This window comes from Paenibacillus glucanolyticus, from assembly GCF_037333485.1.
GTDB lineage: Bacteria > Bacillota > Bacilli > Paenibacillales > Paenibacillaceae > Paenibacillus_AQ > Paenibacillus_AQ glucanolyticus.
Window position 1 is genome coordinate 586,404 of the sequence record NZ_CP147845.1, and the last position, 21,663, is coordinate 608,066.

A 21,663-nucleotide genomic window follows, 5' to 3' on the forward strand; every position below is an offset into this window, starting at 1 on the left:
ATATGAATATAACTTCTATCCTATCTCAACTCTTTAATGTTTTTCCGTTCTTCCACATATGCAATGCTCCGCTCCACAAATTCCAGCACCTCTTCCGAGACAGGATACAGCCCGGATTCTTCTGCCGGACGCTTTCGCACTTCCCAGAACTTGTCCATTAAGTCTTCATCTCCGCCAAAAGTTTCATTGGACAGCGCCATTAATTCGCTGGCTATATTATAGCCCTCATCGGATTCCGGCAGGATAGCCTGCTGTACGCACCACTCTATTCTTCGGAGCAGTGAGACGTACTGCTGCGTCATCCGGTCATTGTGGCTGAGATTCGGGAGTGCCTGCTGTAGAAAGGCACGCTCTTCTTCCTCGAAATAATCCGTCCATTTTTTCGCGCTCGCTTGTGCGTTCTGTACAAGGTGGGATACTCGCTCCCAGGAGAGCGAACCCTCCAGATCGATCATATGGATCAGGGAGGTGGTGTTGGAAATATGGGTCTGTAACAAAGACAGCTGTTCCTGCAGATGATTGTGATGCGCAGTCAAAATATCGCGGTAGGATAACTTATCCAGCACATTTTGGATCTCCTCCAGCGGCAGCGCCAACGATTTAAGAAGCGTGATTTTTTCCAGCGTAAACAGGTCGTCTTCCGAATAGTAACGGCGTCCGTTATCCTCTTTCTCGCTTGGCTTTAAGAGACCGATCTGATCATAGTAGCGCAGCGTTCGGACCGAGATGTTCCACTGTTTGGCTACTTGCCCGGTTGTCCATCGATTCATGCCGTTCCTCCTGAACATAAAACTTGCAGGTGACGTCACGTCACTCTCTATAGTGGAATTATATCACAGAGAATCTGGAGGAATGGATGATGAGCAGAACGGAGACTTGGAAGCAGAAGGACCCTTGGACATGGCGGGAGCTGGTGTTGTTGCTGGTCCTTGAATTTGTGTTAGTGATGGTGGTAGTCAAGTATGGGATGCAATCCATATATGAAACCGTCTTTGAAAATACACTTTACTCCGGTACACTCACTGGTCTCACGATCGCAGGTGTACTTTTAACAGGATTATATTTAGCTGCACTGCGCCCAAATTTGAGGCCACCGATCTCTATAACTGCGCTTTGCGCGGCGAGATGTCCACCAACAGGATCAGTGTGAATTTCGAGATTATTGATGTAGACGTTTCTTTCTATCATCAGCAATCAGCTTTTTTGGCTTTTTGTCGAATGAAGTTTTGTACAAGTGATGGGCTGCCCGTTCCATGGGTAAATGCTCGAATTCTCTATCTCAAGATATCGGCCTTGGCTTTCCAAAGTCGCACCAAGAACCGATAAAGGTCCAAGGGAGTCATTCTTGGCTACTTCATATACGATTTGAGATGGGAGAGAGACTTTAGCATGATCACGAACACAAGAAGAAGGTGCATTGCTTTTCTGCTGCTATGTGCCCTGCTGATCGTTTTGCCAGAGAAGGGGATTACGTCGGCAGCTGCTGTCGATGGGAAGGAAAAGGTAAGGCACCGGGCAACCTACATTTTTGATGGAACCCAGAATCAAGTCACGGTCCGTACAACCCGGATCAGCTTTGATACCGGGATGAAAAAGGTGAGTGAATATGATTTTACCGATAAGACATTGTTGCCGTCGCACTACCGGTTTTGGTCCACGAACGGTTTCAATATGCAGGATGGGGTTGTCGCGGACACGCCTCAAGGACTCAAAGCCTATACGGTAGCGGTACAGAGCCCTGTCCAAGGAAAAGGTGAAGTTACTATTATTTATGAATTTGATTACACCACCTTGTCGCTGCGAAAAGTGAAGGAGATCCAGCCGGGGCCAAGAGTCGGGCTTGAAGCCCAGCTCGGCCTGTACTCCTTATATTCGGAAAAAACCGGAATCCAGTATTACTCACTGGTGGACAACAAGCGAAAGCTGTCCGGGGGGCGGTTAATCACTTCGGAGGATGTGACGGAAACCGATTACAGCCTCTCGCCGGCTCCGGCTTCACAGAATTTTGGTGTATATTGCCCCAATAGCCAACTGACCGGCTGTTATAACGTTACATTCGGCGGAGGGAAGGGCAGCGCGGTCAAAGTCACGGAGAACCGGGTGGCATATGATTCCAAGCAATCCACGTCCACGAAGAGTTTTATGGCAGGAGGGACCAGGATTAAATGGAAGAACAGTTACCAAAACGGTACCTACCAATGGACCGTGGAGGGAAGTCGCAGCGGCGGTAAAACCGTCTCTCTCTATAAGGGGCTGGTCAAGGAAGTAAAAACCTTTGTTTCCCCCGGCGGCAAGTACTTGGTGATCATTGCGGATCCTTCAGGAGGCGTCAACAAGACGCAGAACGGCAAAGTGTACATGTATGATCTTAAAACCTTGAAGCTGGTACAGCAATACGACGCCTTATATAAAGCGTATGTTACCGGGATTCGGTGGGCATCGGATGAGCTCTACGTCATCGAATACTATTTTTCTAATCCGGGCGCCTATCCGCCGTCCTTCTATTACGTCCCGGAAGGGAAACATTTCAAAATCGAGTACGACCAGTACCGGGATTGGGTCAACTACTGGGACTCCTTCTCGTATGAGGGCCTATTCTATTTGACGCTTCCGGTCGCGGTGACATCCGGTAACGGTGTGCTTTCTTATGAAGGGCAGCCCGCGTTCCACATGAACGGCCTGTATTACGTTCCACTGAAGGAGTTCGCCGATACATTCCATATCCAATATGAGGTGAAGGGTAAGGAACTGTTGTTCCAGCGGGAAAGTCGAACGAGCAAACTTGCAGCCAGCCAGAACAAGCAAGTGGTCGTCGACGGAAAGGTGTTCCTGCCGCTCGGACAGTGGAATAAGGAACTGGGATTAAAGGTTGCCTTGGCCAATAGACACGTCATGAACACTACACTGCAAATCAGCGATGAGCTGCGTAAGACGGAGGCGGCTATGAAGACGAAGCCTCAAGCCTTTCAGGCTATCGTGGAGCGGCTTCAGCGGGCGGGTGATGGATCCGGTGGTTTTGTGGGTGATCTTGCTTGGGAGATGACCGAGGCGGATCGCGCCGTATTAGGGAATGTGCAAGTTGTGCTTAATCATGACCGGAGCTTGAGCATCCGCATGCAGACTAACCGTGAATACGGAGAGATAATTCCTGTCATCATCACTAGCAGGGATTATGGCAAGGTGCTCATGGAGCTTCCGGTCGATATGAAAGATAAGTACCAGGCGACGACCACAGCCTTGCCGAGCCATGTTTTTGATGGCGGGGTGGTGACCGTCGTCCTCCCCGACTCCAAGGAGTCGTTCTCGGCCTTTACGCTGAAGCTGCCTGACTTTGACAAAAATCGGTTTTAATGTCGAATGACCGTTCAGAACATGTTAAAATAGCATCATTCGGGAAAATGAAGGAAATGGAGACGATAGTTAGAAATGAATATTCGTAAAGCGATCATACCGGCAGCGGGACTCGGCACGCGCTTCCTACCGGCCACGAAAGCGATGCCGAAAGAGATGCTCCCCATAGTGGACAAGCCGACCATTCAGTACATCATCGAGGAAGCTGTGGCTTCCGGTATTGAGGACATTATCATCGTGACGGGTAAAGGGAAACGGGCGATCGAGGACCATTTTGATTCCTCATTTGAACTTGAACATAATTTGGCTGAGAAAGGGAAATGGGGCCTTCTTGAGGAAGTCCGAAAACCCTCAGAGATGGCAGACATTCATTATATTAGGCAAAAGGAGCCCAAGGGTCTTGGGCATGCGATTTGGTGTGCGCGCAAATTCATTGGAGACGAGCCGTTTGCGGTATTGCTCGGTGACGATATCGTGGAGTCGGAGGTGCCTTGCCTGAAGCAGATGATGAAGGTGTACGACACCTACCAATCCGCCATTGTAGGCGTTCAGCCTGTCGAGTGGGACGAAGTCGATCGGTACGGGATTGTGGATGGATTTCAGAAATCCGACCAAATCTATGAAACGTCAAGGCTGGTAGAGAAGCCGTCCCGTGCAGAGGCACCATCCAACCTGGCCATCATGGGCCGTTATATTTTGCCACCGGAGATCTTTGACTTGCTGGAGAATCAGGAGGTTGGGAAGAACGGGGAGATCCAACTGACTGATGCTCTGTCTGTGCTAGCCCGTCGGAGTCCAATTATAGCCTACAATTTTGATGGCATACGCCACGATGTCGGCGAGAAGCTGGGTTTTATTGAAACCAGTATTCATTATGCATTGCAGCGGGAAGAGTTGAGAGATGATTTGATTGCTTATATGAGTGGGGCTTTGGCGAAGGTGCGGTAGGGAACAATTTCATAGTCCATAAGAAAAAAAGGGACAGTTGGGTAGACTATTCTACCACGAACTGTCCCTTAATTATTTAGAACTGAAGACCTGCAAGCTGTTGCACATTTTGCTTCGCATTCGGATCAACTTGAGTTAGTTTCTCCATAAGTGCATCATCGCTCAAGCCTTGTTTCTGTAAAGATGCCAGATACCATAAGACGATATCCTGGTGAGTCGTTTGCGAGAGATCATCTAGTATGCCAAGCTTAAGAGCTTTTGATGCCTGTTCGGGTTGATTCATAAAGAAGTACATCTTACCAGCTTGTAAGATCATGTCTGGTGTGTTTTTAAATGCACGTCCTTGTAATTGCCCGTCCGGCAATGTAGTAAGATACTGGATGCCTGATTGTACCTCAGTGAACGCTGTCGTTGCTTGTTTGAAGTACTTGTTTTTTGCAGCGGTATCGCCAGTTCCCAGAGCATTCATACCGAGGTCGTAGCCTTTATTGATAAGTTGTTCATACCACTCAATATCCCATTTGTATTTATGAGCGTTTTTAATGAGTACCTCGTAGGCCTCCTCTGGTTGTTGCTTCAACTCATATCCGGCAATCAACCGTTTCAGGATGGACTTATTATTGGGTTCGTACTTTAATGCCTTGTTTAGCAACTGTAAAGATAATTGATAGAAGGCTTCATCTTGATTCTGCATGTAGACGTTGTGATACAGTGAACTCATGAGCAGAACGGAATCCGGGTGACTTGGCCGGATGCTTAAGTCCTTGTCGAGCGGAGCCTTGATCTCTTCATACGATGAACTGACCTGAGCGGTTATTCTTGCATCCATGGCTGCTTCAGCAGCCTGAACATAACGAATGGAGGTAATCAGTACGATAATCGCGCAAAGACTGACAAAGGCAGTGTACACACCGCTAGCAGTTGAATTTTTCAGGTTCCATCGTTTAACCGGTTTACTGTCCATTGCAGCAGCCATCCCACCCAGCCCGAGGAATACGAGTATCCCTAAAAAGACGTAACTCATGTTAAAGTCCAGAATACTGTGCATAAAGATGGACAAGACAATAATGAGATATAAGAAGTGCGAATTACGGTTTTCTTCATTGTCTTTGATATAGCGAAGAATATACTTATAGAAAATGAACAAAATGAACGACATGAAAATAAGGAATCCGACAATACCAACCTCGACCAAATACTGCAGAAAGAAGTTATGGGCCTGGCGGCTCGTGTACGGATTATTTTGATATTGTTCATACAATGCAGACCACGCTCCCCCGCCTGCGCCGATGATCGGATAGTCTGCAAGTAGTTTTACAGCATCTCTATAGAATGTAAAGCGTTCGAGAACACTATGCTGATTGAAGTTAATATTCTCGAGCCGGACGCTGATGTTCTGCGGGAGTATATTTTTTAGGCCGGTTCTGATGAACAGAAAGATCAGCAGCCCTCCAACCATTAAGGAACCGAGCGGAATCCACAGGGCTGAGCCTTTTTTTGCGGACCATTTTTCTAGTGCTAATTCCAGTTTCGGAGCAATGAAACGTTGGATTATCCAACCGAGTATTCCTACGACTAAGGAAACACCGAGCAAAATTCCCCAGCCTTTAAGAGCTTCACTACCACTAAAATTTTTATTCAACTGTAATCCAAGGTCTGTAACCGATTTAGATATGAGTAAGGAAGCAACAACTGCAATTGCACAATAAAGAATCCACAACAATTGCTTCGTAGGTTTCAGAAACAGTAATAGTAGTATGAAAACAATTGGCAGCATCACGAGGCCGCCTCGGGATAATGTTAATAGCAATGATACAATGATGGGTACCAGCATGAAGCTATGGAACGCTTGGCCGTACCATTTACGTGATGTTGTAATAAAGAAGATGGCTGCAAACAAGAATGCCATTAAAAAGGCAGCATATGTATTCGCATATTGGAACACCGAAGTCAGACGCAGACCGTTGGAATCTGTCATGACCGCATGTCTATAAATGCCGTTAAAGACCGTATTAGAGAACCATTTTGCTATAGCACCTGCTATTTTGCCCTGACCGAACCAGTGTAATAAACCGAACCCGACGATCAAATAAGCAACTGTCATGATGGTGGTCTGTATGATTCGATTTCCCAGTTTGTCACGAAGTACATACAATCCAATGATAAACATAATGGCATAGATACAATTAATGATGACCATGTTCATAGCTAGATAATGAGAGGCTGCACTGATGAGTGATAGTATGTAAGTTAGAGGAAGTAAAAGTACTCCGACAGCAAGCCAGTCTCTCTGATCCTTGAGTTGAATGCTTTTATAATATTGCGCAATCCAGAGAAATAATAATAGACACGCAAATATAGCAGCCCAAAAAATAGGTTTCTCAAATTCAAGCATTTGTCCGTTAAACAATGCCGTCTGGAACGGTGTCCAGGCTAAAAATAGAATAATTCCTGTGATTAACACCCAAAATAAAGTTGATCTCGTCTCAGCTTTCCTCGACGAGGCGAATTTTTTACCGTATACTGGATTCGACAACATAATTAGCTCCTTTTCGTGTAGATACGACAATATTTTAACATAGTTTTTGGAACTCAAACCAATTCTAGCACTTAAGCTACTAATTTTAAGATAAATATGAGGTAAAAATTTGATGAAAAATCATCTTTATAATTTTATGAAATATAGACACTTTCTTATAGAATTAATAAAAAAAGATTTTAAGTTTAAATATCGAAGATCGAAATTGGGGATATTATGGAGTTTACTTAATCCATTATTGATGATATCTGTGCTATCTATTGTTTTTTCGACACTGTTTGCTAGACATATACCAAATTATACGCTGTTTCTTTTAACTGGAAAACTGATGTTTGATTTTTTTTCAGAATCAACAAACACGTCAATGCGATCTATTAATGGGAATGCCTCACTAATTAGAAAAATATATGTCCCTAGATATTTATTTCCGTTATCGAAAACTATTTTTTCATTGATAAATTTATTTTTTACCATGATTATATTGTTCATAATTATGTTGTTTTCTAGTATTACTTTGTCGTGGAGCATAGTGCTTTTTCCATTACCAATTTTATATTTATTTGTTTTTGCTGCTGGAGTAGGCCTACTCCTTTCTTCATATTCTGTATATTTTAGAGATTTGAATCACTTGTATAGTGTTGTTATTACAGCATGGATGTATTTGACTCCAATTATTTACCCTATTGAAATCATACCTGATAAATATAGGTGGATAGTTGAGGCAAACCCTCTATTTTATTATATTAGTTTATTTAGAGATATAACTTTGAACGGAAGTACAGGCAGGGTAGGTACTCATTTGATATGTATTGGTATTTCATTAGTTACTTTGATAATAGGACTATTTGTATTTCGAAAGAAACAAAATAACTTTATACTACATCTTTAAGAACAAGAGGAGACTATGCATAGTAAAAAAATTGTTATTGATGTTTCGAATGTCTCTATGACCTATCGTTTGTATCAAGAGAAAGTGGATTCAATTAAGGAGTATTTTGTTAAACTGGTTAAGCAAGAATTGCAGTTTAAAGAGCATAACGCATTAAATAATATTTCTTTTCAAGTAGCGCAAGGGGAGATTATGGGAGTTGTTGGGCTGAATGGCGCAGGCAAGAGCACACTTTTAAAAATAGTTGCTGGAATTCTAAAACCTTCATCAGGAAGCATAAACGTTAATGGGAATATGGCCCCTCTGATTGAACTTGGTGCTGGGTTTGATGAGCACTTGACTGGACGTGAGAATATTTATTTGAACGGTTCACTACTTGGACATTCTAATAAATTTATGCGCGCTATGGAACCTGATATTATTGGGTTTGCTGAACTTGGGCACTTTATCGATGTACCAATTAAAAATTACTCCTCAGGAATGAAGGCTCGGCTCGGCTTTTCTATTGCAACTTGTACGAAGCCAAATGTTTTAATCGTGGATGAGGTTCTCTCTGTTGGTGATTTTAAGTTTCAACAAAAGTGCCAGGCACGTATGAAGGAACTACTAGAAGGAGGAACAACGGTACTTTTTGTTTCTCATTCTCTTGGAGAGATAGAAAAAATATGTGATCGGACTATATGGATAGACAAAGGTCAATTAAAAATGATAGGTGAAACAGCTCATGTGTTAAATAAATTTAAAGATCAGGAATGAGTATGAAGTGGGAGGAATTATGAACAGATATTGGGAGTGCCTTATACAACCTGTACTTTGGTTAAACGAGTCCAAAAACATTGTGGAGATCGGTAGTTTTAGTGGCTTAAATACTAATAAACTTATTGAGTTTACTAAAACTAGTGGAGGTATATTGTACTCCATTGACCCTGATCCAAAATATGATACTGCGCTGATGAAACAGGAAAATAATGATCATTTTTTTTGTATAAAGGAATTAAGTCTCTCTGCACTACCATTAATTGAAGATTACGATGCAGTCTTAATTGACGGTGATCATAATTGGTACACTGTTTATCATGAACTGAAAATTATAGAACATACTTTTAAGAAAAATTCTAAAAGATTTCCGGTTCTGTTTGTACACGATATTGATTGGCCATATGGTAGAAGGGACATGTACTATAATCCGGAAAATATTCCATCTGAATTCAGACAACCGTACAAACAATCAGGGCTAGTGCCGGGTAAGTCTTCTTTGGATCCTACGGGCATAAATTCACACATGTTAAATTCTGTATATGAAAACAATCCCCGAAATGGTGTGCTTACTGCGATTGAGGACTTTCTTAATGAAACTTCCTTTGAGTTAGAGTTTTTTAAGTTACGTGGTTTTTATGGTATAGGAGTAATCATTCCAAGTACTTTAAAAGAAGTTATTAATTTTATGCGTAGTAGTACTTTGTTTGATTGTATTGCTACAAGACTTGAAACAGATAGAATTAATCAATTGAGGAATATCAATGAAATAAAAGATAAAACTGAGGAGAAAGATAAGCAGCATAAAAAAGAAATTGGTGAGTTATCGCATGAACTTGATAATCTTCAGCAAAATAAACTTGAACTCATGGGAACTAATGAAGAGTTGAATGAAAAACTAGTGTCATTAACTACTGAGAAAAATCAAATGGAAATAAAATTACAAGAGGTTGAAAATGATTTTGCTTTATTGAAAAAGAACCAAGTGGAACTGGAAAATGTCTATCAATCTACTTGTGAACTTTTAGAAAAAACGAAGAAAGAAAGAAATAGATTGGAGGAAGGAGAAAAGCATTATAGACATGCTGCAGCAACTCACATCTCTTCAATAAGATATCAATTAGGTGATGCATTAATCAGCTCAGTTGAGCATCCAAAGAATCTAATTAAACTACCAATAAAACTAACAAAAATCATTGGTAGGGCAATACAAAAAAAAACAAAACCAACACACCCAACTCCTAATATTTCTGTGCAATCATTTACAGAGCATGGAAGTATAAATGAGCACACCTATGAATCTGTGATATCTTTTAAAGACAAATATTCTCGTGAAAATCTAGAAGGATACTTCAGTAATAATAAAATTTCAATTATTATTCCAGTGTTTAATGCTTTTGAAGACTTTAAGCTTTGTATAGAGAGTGTATTAAAACATACAAAGATCGCATATGAGTTGATAATTGTAAATGATTGCAGTACAGACCCAAGAGTTAATGAATACTTGAGCACTTTTTCGAATGATACAAGGTTTATCATTATTGAGAATGAATCCAATAAAGGTTATGTTGAAAGTGTGAATGTAGGCATTAATACTTCACAAAATGATGTTGTATTATTAAATAGCGATACTATTGTAACGAGTAGATGGCTATTAAAATTAAGAACAGCCGCGTACTCAAACTCTAAAATCGGAACAGTAACTCCATTTTCTAATGCAGCTGGGGCATTTTCTGTTCCAGTTATTGGAGTGATTAACGAAATACCTACTCACTTGACAGTAGATAGTATGGCTAAACTGGTAGAGTGTTGTTCAAAGTTGGAATATCCAGAAGTTCCTACTGGAAATGGTTTTTGTATGTATATTAAACGTAAGTTGATTCAAGATATTGGTGGAATGGATTCTATTCAGTTTCATAGGGGGTATGGTGAAGAAAATGACTTTTGTATGCGTGCTCTGAAAGCCGGATGGATTAATATTATCGACGATAGTACCTATATATACCACAAAAGAAGTGCTTCATTTTCTGATGAAAAGAATGAACTTATGAAAAATAATAGAGCGATACTCGATAAGTTGCATCCAGATTACACCGATCTTGTTAATGAATTTATTAATTCGAGCTTATTGAGAAAAATAAGAGAGAATATTACTAAGGCTGTAGAATCTCCATCAATTAATATACTTGGTAATCAAAAGCGTATTCTATATGTACTTCACCAAGGATCAGGCGGAACACCTAACACAAATAAAGATCTAATGAATTACATTGAAAAAGGTTTTGAGTGCTTTGTATTAACATCAAACACAAAAGTTTTGCGATTATTTTGTTATAAAGATAAAGAATTTTCTACGATAAAGGAATGGAAACTCCCTGAACCATGGAAAATAACGAATTTCACACGATATGATTATGAGGAAATTTATTTTAATATACTTTCAAGGTTAAATATAGATTTAGTACATATTAGACATTTATTAGCCCATACATTTGACATTGCATATTTATCAAACAAACTAGGCCTCGAAGTTGTACTCTCATTTCATGATTTCTATTTTGTTTGTCCATCTATCCATCTTTTAGATAATGAAAATAAGTATTGTGCAGGACGATGTAGTAGTGGTACTGGAGTTTGTCAAATACCATCAAATTGGGTGCGAGAAGGATTACCAGATTTAAAGAATCAGTGGATTAATGTTTGGAGAGAAAAGGTACAAGGGTTAATCGAGAAATGCTCTGCTTTTGTAACTACTTCCAAAACTTCAAAAGAGGTATATACAACTATCTACCCAATCTTAAACAGTAAACATTTTGCAGTGATAGAGCACGGCCGTGAAGAGGAAATAAGTTCCTTAGAAAAACCGGATTATTATGAAACTCCTAAAAAAGGTGAATTGATAAAAATACTTCTTCCAGGAAATATTGATAATCATAAAGGGCTAGAATTTATTAAAAAGCTAAAGATGCAAGATAGATCTAATTGCATAGAGTTTCATTTTATGGGGAAGGTTGATGAAAGTTTAATTCCTTACGGTATTAATCATGGCGCATACAAGAGGGAGGAGTTTTATTCCATAGTTGGACAAATAAAACCGTCTTTCGTAGGGATATTTTCGATATGGCCAGAAACTTATTGTCATACATTAAGTGAAGCATGGATATGTGGGATCCCGGTCTTAGCGACTCGTATCGGTACAATAGAAGAGAGAATCTTGAATACTGGCGGGGGTTGGTTTTTAGATTTTAATGATGCCAAAAAATCGTATGATATGATCATAAAACTTTCAGAGGACATTAGTGGTTATAAAAAGATGGTAGATGTAGTAAAGGAAATTCAAATTCGTAATGCTGAGGAAATGTCTAGAGATTATAGTTTCCTATATAGTCAATTGCTTTATGGAATGAATTTAAAACGAGTCGCTTTATTTACAAAAAAAGGTATGCGAGGGCTCCATAATCCGTCGGGATACATTCGATTGATTCTTCCGTTAACACATCCGATAACTAAGGAGTATTTGCACCTGGAAGTGCTAGATACGAATGTTATAGAATTTCCAGAAAAATTGGGGAGTTATGATGCTGTTATAGTACAACGTGATTGTTTTGATTATAACGCAGCTAAAAAGTTGTCTGAAATATGTAGTGAAGAGGGTAATCGCTTAATATTTGAAATTGATGATGATTTTTTATCGATTGACCAATCTCACCCTGAATATGATCTCTACAAAGAAAAAAACGATACTATTCGCTTTCTTTTAGGGGTGGCAGATGATGTTACTGTATCTTCACCAATACTAAAAGATAGGTTCTCTGAATATAGTTCAAATATTACTGTAATACCAAATGTATTGGATGAACGAATATGGTACCCTTATATGATTAACAATCATGAAAATAATTTTAAAAAATCTGTAGATATAGTGTACATTGGATCAAACACTCACTCTGGTGATCTGGAACTAATCCGACCGGCAGTTGAACGAATAAAGAAATGGGGAAGAGAGAATGGGTATAAAATTGAATTTTATATAGTAGGTGGAAGTAAGGAGGACGCAGAATGGTATAAGAAGATTATCGTACCAAAAGGGTTAGAGAACTATATAGATTTCATTAAATGGATTAAGGAAGTTAATACTTTTACATTTGCTGTTGCCCCGCTAGTAGATAGCAAAATAAATAATGCAAAGAGCTATTTGAAATATCTAGATTATAGTGCATTAGGGTTACCGGGTATATATTCAGATAGAGTCCCTTATAAGAGCATTATCACTAATAGAGCTAATGGATTATTATGTGATAGTGATGACGAATGGTTTCAGGCAATGAAAGAATTTATAGAAGATCCATCATTTAGAAACCAAATTAAAATTAATATTGAAAATGATATGAAAAATAACTACTTGTTGAAAGAAAAATATCAGCAGTGGGCAAATGTCCTTTGTGGAGATTAATATTATGAATAATTTGAATTTTTGTATAAAAATAGGAGTTCCAAACCGTTCCCAATTAAAAAGTTGGGGAGATTATTATTTGGCTAAGAGTTTAGCGGATGAACTAGTAGAACAAGGGCATAATTGCAAAGTTCAAATATTACCAGAATGGGATTTACAAGACGATAATGAAGACGATGTAGTGATTCATTTCCGTGGACTTTCCTCCTATAGTGTTAAGAAAAATCATTTTAATATTATGTGGAACATTTCCCATCCGGAAAATATAACCAGAGGGGAATATGAGCGATATGACTTGATTTTGGTTTCCTCAGAAATGTATGCAGAAAAATTAAGGGAATTGCTTGATGTTCCAGTAGAAGTATTTTTGCAATTTACTGATACCAAGGTGTTTTTCTATAAATTTAATAATAAATTGCAGAACCAGTTACTGTTTGTGGGGAATTCCCGCGGTGTGTTTCGTGACATAGTTAGGGATGCGATGGAAAGTAATATCAATCTGGGAATAATTGGAGATGGATGGAAGAAATTTGTGCCGAGTCGTCATATACTTTCAAAATGGTGGCCAAATGAAAATTTAAACGAGCTGTATTCCTCAGCAAATATTTTGTTGAATGATCATTGGGAAGATATGCGTAGATATGGATTTATTAATAATCGCTTTTATGATGCAGCTGTATGCAAAGCGATCACCATAAATGATAATCATCCGGAAATAATAAAGTTATTTCCGGATGCTCTGGTTTATGAGAATAAAGCTCAACTAAAAGAATTAATAATGGATATAGGGGTGAACGCGAATAAGTATAGATTAAATTCTGAATTATTGTATGAAGAAGTGTTAAAAAAACATACTGTTGTTCATAGAGTTCAAGAATTATTGTATCTGTTAAATAAATACAAAATTGAGAACAATAAAAATCGATTCATCTTAAACAATAAAATACCCAACACAGACCGCGCTAGCATTAAAGATCAAGTTAAAAGATTTATTCTAAGACGCACTGGTTATGGGGGGATTTACAGAACTGTGCGTTCTGTTTATTTACAGGGGAAGAACGCAAAAAAAAGAGTGATTAGTATCAAAAAAAGAATTCAGAATAAATTAGTGAACCCTAATATAAATTTGTTATTGAATGTCTCGCAAGAGTCTGAAATAAAAGCGTATGCTCAAAATATTGCAAACCCATTAGTGATAGATACAATTAGTCCATTGGTTAGCATAATTATACCTACTAAAAATGGAAAAGAGTATTTAGAAGACTTACTACCTAGTCTTAAGAAAAATACTTTATATTCTAATATTGAGGTTATTATTGTCGATAATAGAAGTAAAGATTTCACGAAAAGATACGTGGATGAATGGGGTAATAAATTAAATATAAAATATTTCAATACAAGTCAAGATTTAAACTTCTCTCAGAGTGTCAATTATGGGGCTTCTAAGGCACTAGGACAGTACTTGTTATTATTAAATAACGATACTGTCCCTTTATATGGTTGGTTAGATGAAATGCTAGGTTTGATATTAAATGAGAAGAATGTTGGTGTTGTTGGAGCAAGATTAATTTACAATCAATTATATTCGTCAAGAGTGAACATTAAAGAAGTTATATATCCAGGATGCTCAATTCAACATGATGGAATCAAGTTCAATTGGACAAAAGCAGGAATTATACCCTTCAATATTGGAAAGTATCAAAGTCCTCTTTTCGGAGATTCAAAAAAAGAAATAATAAGCGTACCAGCTGTAACTGCTGCATGTTTACTTACTGACAAGAAATTGTTCGATAGTCTTGGAGGGTTTGATGAAAATTATAAATTTGGAAGAGAAGATGTGGATTACTGCCTAAAGGTTAAAAAACAGGGGAAGGATATTTTAGTATCTAGAAAATCTCTTTTATTTCATAGAGAGTTTTCATCTCAAATTAAACAAAAAAAGACAGTCATAAAAAAATCAAGAATATATAACCATGAGTACTTTAATGACAATTGGAATGAATGGCTTTCTTCGGTTATTTGGGAAGAAAAGCTCAACTCGGTAGATAGGTATTGGTCCGAAGAACCGTTACATATCACATTCTTAGTAACTGAAAACGATATGTCAACAACAGCAGGCGATTACTTTTCCGCTCGAGGTTTAGGGGAAGCCTTAAATCAATTATTTGATTATAAAATTAGCTACCTCGCTAGAAGACCGAGTAATGAATGGGAGGATATCCCTCGCTCTACTGATATTCTAATAACTATGCTACATGATTGCGATATTCGAACACTGAATATTTCGGATGGCACAATTATAATAGCATGGATCCGGGGGTTTCTTGAAGAATGGAGAAGAGCAGAGTGGCTTAGAGACTTTGATGGAATTATTACCTCTTCGAAATACGCTAATAATTTTATAGCAATTGATGTTGGAGAATCACAATTATGGGGTATTGTTCCTCTAGCTGCAAACACCAATCTATTTAAAGTAGAACATAAGGATATAGTTAGAGATATAGATGTTTGTTTTGTTGGAAATATATTTCATGTTGAAAGAGAAATAGTTAAAAATCTTATTGTGGATAAGAGATCGAAATTTCATTTTTATGGAAAATTGGAGACCGGGCAAAAAGTACATCCTTGGTCAGACTTTCATCGAGGAACAGTACCATATTCAAGCCTGCCTAGAATATACCAGCGCAGCAAAATAGTTATTGAAGATATTGCTCCGTTCAACATAGGAACGATAAATCTCAGAATATATGAAGCGATGGCAAGTGGGGCTTTAGTTATTGCAAACAATGTCCCAGAAATTCTAGGCATTTTTAAAGAAAATGTAGTCATTTATCACAGTAAGGATGAGCTTAATACATTGATAGAATATTATTTGGCTCACGATTCTGAGAGAGAGGAAATTGCACTTAAAGGGAAGCAACTTGTTCATACTGAACATTCCTTTTTTAAACGCGCAAAAATATTCAAGGAAATTCTTTTGCAATATTTGGTGAGTCCAAAGTAATTAGTACCGGAGGTAATAAATATATGAACATAACTATGATAGGTACTGGCTATGTTGGTTTAGCATCTGGAGTATGTTACTCAGAAATAGGACACAAAGTAATTTGTGCAGATATTGATGAGAATAAGATTAATCAATTAAAACAAAATCGTTGTCCGATATATGAGCCTGGCCTCGAAGAACTAATCATTAAAAATAGTTTAAATGGTAATTTATATTTTACTACTGACCTTAGTCATGCTATAAATTCATCAGATATTATAATGATAGCAGTAGGTACTCCATCATTATCTGATGGCAGCGTAGACATGTCTTATGTGGAAGATGTAGCACGTATCATTGGTAATTCAATCTCTAGTTATAAGGTGATTGTTAATAAGAGTACAGTGCCGGTAGGATCAGCATTTAGAGTTCGTGATATTATAAAGAGTCACACAGATACAAATTTCGATGTTGCTTCTGTACCTGAATTTTTACGGGAAGGCTCCGCAGTAAATGATATATTAAATGGCGAGAGAATTGTCATTGGCGTGGATTCAATAAAAGCAAGAAAACAATTGCTAGAATTGCATGAGCCATTTCAAATCCACATACAATTAACGGACATTCATAGTGCTGAATTAATTAAATATGCTGCTAATTCATTTCTTGCTATGAAGATATCGTTTATAAATGAAATTGCCAATCTTGCTGAGAAAGTAGGGGCTGACGTAACCGAGGTTGCAAAGGGTATAGGGAGTGACAGTCGTATAGGGAGTAAATTCCTCAGTGCTGGGATTGGTTTTGGAGGTGCGTGCTTTCCTAAGGATACACTTGGCTTAATTAACATTGCTCAAAAAGTAGGACATAATTTTTCTCTAATGGAAGAGGTCGTAGAGGTAAACCGAAAACAATACCAAAGAGTTATAGGGAAATTACTCTCCGTTTATCCTGATCTGAGAGGAAGAGTCGTTTCTATACTAGGTTTAACATTTAAGCCGAATACTAATGATCTTAGAGAGGCTCCTTCTTTAAAAATCATAAATGATTTACTTGATCTCACGGATGGTAATATAGGAATTAAAGTATATGACCCGGTTGGGATGACTGAAGCAAAGACAATCCTTCCCAATACAGTAACATTCTGTAACAGTGTTGAGGAAGCAATTATAGACTCAGAAGCAGCGCTTCTTGTTACTGAATGGAAAGAAATCGTAGAAAAGGATTGGAGAAAAACCTCCCAGAATATGAGGTCACGTGTAATTATCGATGGTAGAAACTGTATTAAACCTATCCAAGATGATGAAGTTATTTTCATGAGCATTGGGAGAAATGTATCAGGTAATTATGAGTCATCTAAGCAGACTGCTACTAACTTAACTTAACGCGAAAAAAGGAGATAAAATGAAAGGCATAATCCTAGCTGGTGGAACCGGTTCACGTTTGTATCCTTTGACAAAAGTCACTAATAAACACCTACTTCCTGTAGGTAAGTACCCGATGATATTTCATTCAGTTTACAAGTTAAAACAAGCCGATATACACGATATTCTAATTGTCACTGGCAAGGATCATATGGGAGATGTCGTCAACCTTTTGGGTAGCGGCCGCGAGATGGGGGTCACCTTTACATATAAGGTGCAGGATGAAGCAGGTGGAATCGCTCAAGCGTTAGATCTTGCTGAGAGCTTTGTTGGAATTGATCAGATGGTTGTTATTTTAGGTGACAATGTTTTCGAAGACGATCTATCGCTGTTCGTTCAGAATTTTAGAAAGCAGCAAAATGGAGCGAAAATTCTTATTCAACAAGTAAAAGATCCTAAACGCTTTGGTGTGCCCGAGCTTCAAGGAGATCAAATTGTTTCTATTGAAGAAAAACCATCTAACCCCAAATCTAATTATGCTGTAACAGGAATTTACATGTTTGATCATCATGTCTTTGATATTGTTAAGACACTTAAGCCGTCTGCACGTGGGGAACTTGAGATCACAGATGTTAACAATGCATATATTGCAAGACGTGAGCTCACTTACGATGTCCTAAACGGATGGTGGACTGATGCGGGAACACATGCTTCGTTGGCAAAAGCTAATGAGTTGGCGCATAATGTAATATTTACTGAAGAGTTTGGCAAACTCAAAGTTTAGGAGGTTATTGAAATGATTGTTACTCTGTTGTCATTAAACGGGGCTTCTATTATTGAACCAACGGTCCACGGTGACAGCCGTGGCTTCTTTATGGAGAGTTACAACGATTCGCTATTTAAGCAACATGGCATTGCCTATAATTTCATCCAAGACAACCAATCTTTATCCGCTGAAGCTGGTGTCCTGCGTGGTCTTCATTATCAGCTCAACCCTAAGGCTCAAACCAAACTCATACGTGTCTTAACAGGTGCTATCTACGATGTGATCTTAGACATCAGAAAAAGCTCTCCTACCTTTGGTCAGTGGGTTGGTGTCATTTTAAGCGAACACAACCATCGTCAGCTGCTTGTTCCTAAGGGCTTTGCCCATGGTTTTTGTACGCTTGTGCCCAATACCCAGGTTCTCTATAAAGTGGACGAATATTATTCCCCCGAAAATGACCGCGGCATATTATGGAGTGATCCGGCTTTGGGGATCGATTGGCCAACGTCGAATCCGATTCTATCGGATAAAGACCAGCAGCACCCGCTGCTGAAAGACGCAGAGATGAATTTTGACTAGGGGGCAGTTTGGATGAAACTTCTTGTTACCGGCGGGGCCGGTTTTATAGGCAGTAACTTTATTTTATATATGATTCAGCAGTATCCGAATTACCAGATCATTAACATGGATGCTCTTACGTATGCGGGCAACCTTGAAAATTTAAAATCCGTTCAACACCATCCTAACTACTCGTTCGTCCAAGCAGACATCGCTGACAAACCAGCAGTAGACGCCATTTTTCAACAAGGCATCGACGTCGTAGTTAATTTCGCAGCAGAATCCCACGTGGATCGCAGCATCCTGGAACCGGAAATCTTTGTAAACACCAATGTCATGGGCACACAGGTTCTTCTGGATGCAGCCAAAAAATATGGCGTGACCAAGTTTGTTCAAGTATCCACTGACGAAGTATACGGTTCTCTCGGGGATACGGGATTATTCTCTGAAACCACACCACTTGCTCCTAACAGCCCTTACTCAGCCAGCAAAGCAGGCGGGGATCTGCTTGTAAGAGCTTATCATGAGACCTTTGGTCTCCCGATTAACATCACCCGTTGCTCGAATAATTATGGACCATACCAATTCCCAGAGAAACTGATCCCTCTGATTATTTCTCGTGCCCTAAATGATGAATCTTTGCCAGTCTATGGCGATGGCCTCAACATCCGCGATTGGCTGTATGTCGAGGATCATTGCAGTGCGATCGACCTGGTTATTCATCAGGGGAAAATAGGTGAGGTTTATAATATCGGGGGAAACAACGAGCGGACCAATCTGCATATTGTCAAAACGATTCTGGAAGAGCTCGGCAAGCCGGAATCCTTGATCACTTATGTTGCAGATCGCCCAGGCCATGACCGTCGTTATGGCATTGATCCCACAAAAATCATGAATGAGCTGGGATGGAAGCCCAAGCATAACTTCGAGACAGGCATTAAGGAAACGATTCAGTGGTATTTGAACCATAAGGATTGGTGGACACGTATCCAGTCCGGAGCTTACCGGGATTATATGACCCAGCAGTACGGGAAGCGGTTGGGTGAAGCTGAATGAAGGTACTCGTAACCGGAGCCAACGGTCAGTTGGGCCAGGATGTAACGCATGTTCTTGCTGAAGCTGGGCATCAGGTTATCGGCTGTGGAAGAGCAGAACTGGATATTACGAATATGGAGCTATGCGAACAGGTTATTTCATCTCATAATCCGAATTTCATCATCCATTGTGCGGCTTATACGGCTGTAGACGCAGCCGAAACCGATACAGACGGTGCTTATCTCGTGAATACGATAGGTACGCGAAATATCGCAGTATCCGCCGAAAAGATAGGTGCCGCCGTAGTCTATATCAGCACGGATTATGTTTTTAATGGTACTAGTGAGACGGCTTATGTTGAGTACGACGACACCGACCCGCAAACGATTTATGGTCGATCCAAGCTGGCAGGCGAGCAAATGCTCCGGGACTTCTGCTCCAAGTGGTTTATCGTAAGGACATCTTGGGTATTTGGGTTACACGGGAATAACTTTGTGAAAACGATGCTCCGGCTAGGTCAGGAAAAACCTCAGCTGAAGGTGGTTAATGACCAAAAGGGTTCTCCCACCTACACGGTAGATCTGGCACAATTTTTGTTAAACCTCATCTCCACCGAAAAATACGGCTTATATCATGCCTCCAACAGAGGCTCTTGTACATGGTATGAATTCACTCAGGCTATTTTTGAAGAAGCACGAGAACAATTGGGACTAGAGATCATGGCTGAACTGCAGCCCTGCACGACAGCAGAGTTTCCACGGCCCGCTCCGCGTCCGGCTAATTCAACAATGGATCACCTGGCTATCCGCCTAAACCAATTAGAGGATCTACCGCATTGGCGCGAAGGACTGAAGCAGTTTATGGTGGATATGAAGCAGCACCCTGAACTATACTTAAAGTAAATACAGCGATGTAAAAGACCTGATCTGTATGGATCAGGTCTTTTATTGGTCTATCTTTTAATTCACTCATAGATCTAATGTATGACGATAGTATGAAGCCAATGTTTTCCGGAGGTTCTTTCATGATGAATAAAGTGCAAGTATTGTTATCCGCCTACAATGGCGAACAGTATATTTCCGAACAAATCCAGAGCATTCTCAATCAGACACACCCCTCCATTTCGATTTTGATACGAGACGATGGATCCACGGATCTAACAGTAGACGTTCTCGAACAATTGATGAGGATACATCCGGATAACATAAAACTCATCAAAGGAACGAATGTCGGCGTTGTCTCCAGTTTCTTTGAACTGCTGCGTGCTGCAGACGCTGAAGCTGATTACTACTGTTTTTGCGACCAGGATGACGTGTGGCTTGATCATAAGGTGGAGGGAGCTATAACTCGCTTAAATTCCTCCGTACATACAGAAATACCCGCGATGGTATTTACATCGACCTACCTAACGGATAACGAATTAAATCAAAAAGGTACATGGCCCAAGCCTCCGGCACGGGAGCCATCCTTCTTTAATGCGTTATATGAGAACATCGCTATTGGCGCGACGTTAACCATGAATCGGTCAGCAAGGAACCTTTTTATGAATAGTAAATCTGTGGACAGTAAAAAAGTTCTTATGCACGACTGGTGGTTTTACTTGCTTGTATCCGCATTTGGAACCGTAATTTACGACAACACGCCATCGATGTTATACCGTCAGCACAGTAACAATGTGGTGGGAGGTAGCAACTCAATCGCGGATAAGCTAAAGAGCAAATGGGCGAGCTTTAAGAGACATACAGGCAAAGATTTGCTGCATAAACAAGCGAGTGAGTTTGATAGAATCTATGGATCACGTTTAACTGGCCTAAAAAAAGAGCAGTTGGAGTTATTCCTTGCATCTCGTACAAGTTTTATAGACAGGTTGCATTATGCACGTAAGAGCAAGTTGTACAGACAATCCAAAGCAGAGAGCCTGTTATTTAAGTTCTTTATATTGATCGGTTTTATATGAGATAGATAGGATGAGACACTATATTATTGATATTCCTTCTTTCCCCACGAACTATGCTATAATG

At 39.6% G+C, this 21,663-nt stretch carries 14 protein-coding genes; 12 read left to right on the forward strand and 2 right to left on the reverse strand.

Annotated elements, in window-relative coordinates:
- Positions 1–20: 20 nt before the first annotated feature.
- Positions 21–770 carry a MerR family transcriptional regulator gene (locus tag WDY75_RS02645; RefSeq protein ID WP_063477959.1) on the reverse strand — a complete coding sequence of 250 codons (750 nt, stop codon included), beginning with the start codon at positions 768–770 and terminating at the stop codon, positions 21–23.
- A 619-nt stretch (positions 771–1,389) separates the two neighbouring features.
- Here WDY75_RS02645 and WDY75_RS02650 point away from each other — a divergent pair.
- Positions 1,390–3,351, forward strand: a complete 1,962-nt coding sequence (locus tag WDY75_RS02650) for a hypothetical protein (protein WP_063477957.1) — start codon at positions 1,390–1,392, stop codon at positions 3,349–3,351.
- Between the two features lie 75 nt (positions 3,352–3,426).
- A complete protein-coding gene (galU, locus tag WDY75_RS02655) occupies positions 3,427–4,299 on the forward strand; it encodes a UTP--glucose-1-phosphate uridylyltransferase GalU (protein ID WP_063477956.1) in 873 nt (290 codons plus the stop codon).
- A gap of 76 nt (positions 4,300–4,375) precedes the next feature.
- Here galU and WDY75_RS02660 read toward each other — a convergent pair whose 3' ends face one another.
- Complete coding sequence (locus tag WDY75_RS02660; protein WP_063479707.1) at positions 4,376–6,835, reverse strand: O-antigen ligase family protein; 2,460 nt, start codon at positions 6,833–6,835, stop codon at positions 4,376–4,378.
- Between the two features lie 139 nt (positions 6,836–6,974).
- Here WDY75_RS02660 and WDY75_RS30700 point away from each other — a divergent pair, with 139 nt between their 5' ends.
- The 10 genes from WDY75_RS30700 (at position 6,975) to WDY75_RS02705 (ending at position 21,599) form a co-directional block, all read left to right on the forward strand.
- Entirely contained in the window at positions 6,975–7,727 is a 753-nt protein-coding gene (locus WDY75_RS30700) for an ABC transporter permease (protein WP_409348326.1), read from the forward strand.
- 15 nt (positions 7,728–7,742) lie between these two features.
- Positions 7,743–8,483: an ABC transporter ATP-binding protein gene (locus tag WDY75_RS02665; protein WP_063477954.1), complete on the forward strand. Its 741-nt coding sequence runs from the start codon at positions 7,743–7,745 to the stop codon at positions 8,481–8,483.
- Positions 8,484–8,502: 19 nt separating this feature from the next.
- Positions 8,503–12,936 (forward strand): glycosyltransferase, encoded by a 4,434-nt coding sequence (locus WDY75_RS02670; protein WP_063477953.1) that lies wholly within the window; start codon positions 8,503–8,505, stop codon positions 12,934–12,936.
- Between the two features lie 4 nt (positions 12,937–12,940).
- Positions 12,941–15,940 (forward strand): glycosyltransferase, encoded by a 3,000-nt coding sequence (locus WDY75_RS02675; protein ID WP_063477952.1) that lies wholly within the window; start codon positions 12,941–12,943, stop codon positions 15,938–15,940.
- 23 nt (positions 15,941–15,963) lie between these two features.
- A complete protein-coding gene (locus WDY75_RS02680) occupies positions 15,964–17,304 on the forward strand; it encodes a UDP-glucose dehydrogenase family protein (RefSeq protein ID WP_063477951.1) in 1,341 nt (446 codons plus the stop codon).
- Positions 17,305–17,323: 19 nt separating this feature from the next.
- Complete coding sequence (locus WDY75_RS02685) at positions 17,324–18,067, forward strand: sugar phosphate nucleotidyltransferase (protein ID WP_063477950.1); 744 nt, start codon at positions 17,324–17,326, stop codon at positions 18,065–18,067.
- Positions 18,068–18,079: 12 nt separating this feature from the next.
- Positions 18,080–18,628, forward strand: coding sequence for a dTDP-4-dehydrorhamnose 3,5-epimerase (gene rfbC / locus WDY75_RS02690; protein WP_063477949.1), 549 nt, complete (start codon positions 18,080–18,082; stop codon positions 18,626–18,628).
- Between the two features lie 12 nt (positions 18,629–18,640).
- Positions 18,641–19,663 (forward strand): dTDP-glucose 4,6-dehydratase, encoded by a 1,023-nt coding sequence (gene rfbB, locus WDY75_RS02695; RefSeq protein ID WP_063477948.1) that lies wholly within the window; start codon positions 18,641–18,643, stop codon positions 19,661–19,663.
- The gene (gene rfbD / locus WDY75_RS02700; RefSeq protein WP_063477947.1) at positions 19,660–20,544 is read left to right on the forward strand and encodes a dTDP-4-dehydrorhamnose reductase; all 885 of its coding nucleotides are present in this window, start codon (positions 19,660–19,662) and stop codon (positions 20,542–20,544) included. The genes rfbB and rfbD overlap by 4 nt, the downstream gene beginning before the upstream one ends.
- 122 nt (positions 20,545–20,666) lie before the next feature.
- Positions 20,667–21,599 carry a glycosyltransferase family 2 protein gene (locus WDY75_RS02705; protein WP_231887950.1) on the forward strand — a complete coding sequence of 311 codons (933 nt, stop codon included), beginning with the start codon at positions 20,667–20,669 and terminating at the stop codon, positions 21,597–21,599.
- Positions 21,600–21,663: the final 64 nt, after the last annotated feature.

What these genes read in the sequence shown, in the direction of transcription:
- WDY75_RS02645 (WP_063477959.1), bottom strand. Translation starts at nt 770, where the DNA reads ATGAATCGATGGACAACCGGGCAAGTAGCCAAACAGTGGAACATCTCG.
- rfbC (WP_063477949.1), top strand. Translation starts at nt 18,080, where the DNA reads ATGATTGTTACTCTGTTGTCATTAAACGGGGCTTCTATTATTGAACCA.
- WDY75_RS02650 (WP_063477957.1), top strand. Translation starts at nt 1,390, where the DNA reads ATGATCACGAACACAAGAAGAAGGTGCATTGCTTTTCTGCTGCTATGT.
- WDY75_RS02705 (WP_231887950.1), top strand. Translation starts at nt 20,667, where the DNA reads ATGATGAATAAAGTGCAAGTATTGTTATCCGCCTACAATGGCGAACAG.
- WDY75_RS02680 (WP_063477951.1), top strand. Translation starts at nt 15,964, where the DNA reads ATGAACATAACTATGATAGGTACTGGCTATGTTGGTTTAGCATCTGGA.
- WDY75_RS02670 (WP_063477953.1), top strand. Translation starts at nt 8,503, where the DNA reads ATGAACAGATATTGGGAGTGCCTTATACAACCTGTACTTTGGTTAAAC.
- WDY75_RS02675 (WP_063477952.1), top strand. Translation starts at nt 12,941, where the DNA reads ATGAATAATTTGAATTTTTGTATAAAAATAGGAGTTCCAAACCGTTCC.
- galU (WP_063477956.1), top strand. Translation starts at nt 3,427, where the DNA reads ATGAATATTCGTAAAGCGATCATACCGGCAGCGGGACTCGGCACGCGC.
- rfbB (WP_063477948.1), top strand. Translation starts at nt 18,641, where the DNA reads ATGAAACTTCTTGTTACCGGCGGGGCCGGTTTTATAGGCAGTAACTTT.
- rfbD (WP_063477947.1), top strand. Translation starts at nt 19,660, where the DNA reads ATGAAGGTACTCGTAACCGGAGCCAACGGTCAGTTGGGCCAGGATGTA.
- WDY75_RS30700 (WP_409348326.1), top strand. Translation starts at nt 6,975, where the DNA reads ATGAAATATAGACACTTTCTTATAGAATTAATAAAAAAAGATTTTAAG.
- WDY75_RS02665 (WP_063477954.1), top strand. Translation starts at nt 7,743, where the DNA reads ATGCATAGTAAAAAAATTGTTATTGATGTTTCGAATGTCTCTATGACC.
- WDY75_RS02685 (WP_063477950.1), top strand. Translation starts at nt 17,324, where the DNA reads ATGAAAGGCATAATCCTAGCTGGTGGAACCGGTTCACGTTTGTATCCT.